Source organism: Breznakia pachnodae (genome assembly GCF_030814225.1).
In the GTDB taxonomy this organism is placed as follows: Bacteria; Bacillota_I; Bacilli_A; order Erysipelotrichales; family Erysipelotrichaceae; genus Breznakia; species Breznakia pachnodae.
Map to the genome: position 1 here is coordinate 1 of NZ_JAUSUR010000021.1, position 1,114 is coordinate 1,114.

The window sequence follows — 1,114 nt, forward strand, 5'->3', positions numbered from 1 at the left end:
GAATTGAAAAAAGTGATATATCCTTATAAAATTAAGTTCGACAAAAAACAATTTTAAATGAATGGTATATATCACATGAACATTTTATCACATTTCTTTAACTCAAACATTATCAATTCTCATTTTTCTGATTTTTCTAATCTTCATGAGTCTTTATCATTCCCACTAAATCTTTCTTCTGATATTCATAATTATTCTAACTACATCGCTGCTCTTGCCTCGGCCTCTAAAAGTCTTATTCTTTCTCTTCTCGTTTCTCACCTTGAAGCGATTGACCTTTCCTTCCGTAACTCCAACTCTCGTAAGTCTCGTTACTACGTCAAAGTCACTCGTTCTAGAACTCTTATTACTCCCTTTGGTATCATTACCTATACTCGTACCATTTACTCCTTTAAAGATGGTTCTAATGGTACTTACTGTCATCTCGATTCACTTTTAGGGATTCCTAAATATGATCGTTACGATCCTTGTGTCAAAGCCATGATTGTTGATTATTACGCTGACTCTAACTCGATGATTAAAGTTGGTAAGATTCTTGGGGAACGTATTTACTCTGCCTTTTCCTTAGACTATATTCGCAAAGACTTTTGTATTCCTCGTCAAACCATTTTCAATACTCTTAAGAAGATGCCTGTAATTGATCCTCCTTTATCCTCTCGTGAAGTAACTCCTCCTTATCTCTATATCATGGCTGATGAAAAATTCATCCCTCTACAATCGCACAAAGAAGTTGATGGTGAGTTAGTAGTGGAAAAACAAATGACAAAGGCTGCTGTTATCTTTGAAGATATAGAGAATATCGGTGTCTCGAAAACTAGACATAAACTAGTCAATAAACATATTCTACTTTCTAAAGATGATAAATGGTTTTATTGAAGTAAATCCTGATAAAGAAGAAACCTTTTTCAACAAGAATCCTACATTCTCAATAACTGGAAGTATATACAAAACAGCTATCAGAATGGAGCAATGTCCTGTAGCATGGAGTCTGCTATTTCACATTACATTGCATCTAGTTTTACCAGTGTTCCCAAAGGTTACAAAAGAGATAACCTAGAAACCTATTTAAGGAATCGTTCTCATTATTTGAATGGATTTGACTTACAACAACTTT

1 protein-coding gene is annotated in these 1,114 nt (G+C 33.9%); it reads left to right on the forward strand.

All coding sequences use genetic code 11. The annotated features are described in order from the left end of the window. Positions 1-75 precede the first annotated feature (75 nt). Positions 76-876, forward strand: coding sequence for a UPF0236 family transposase-like protein (locus tag J2S15_RS20275; RefSeq protein WP_307412312.1), 801 nt, complete (start codon positions 76-78; stop codon positions 874-876). Positions 877-1,114: the final 238 nt, after the last annotated feature.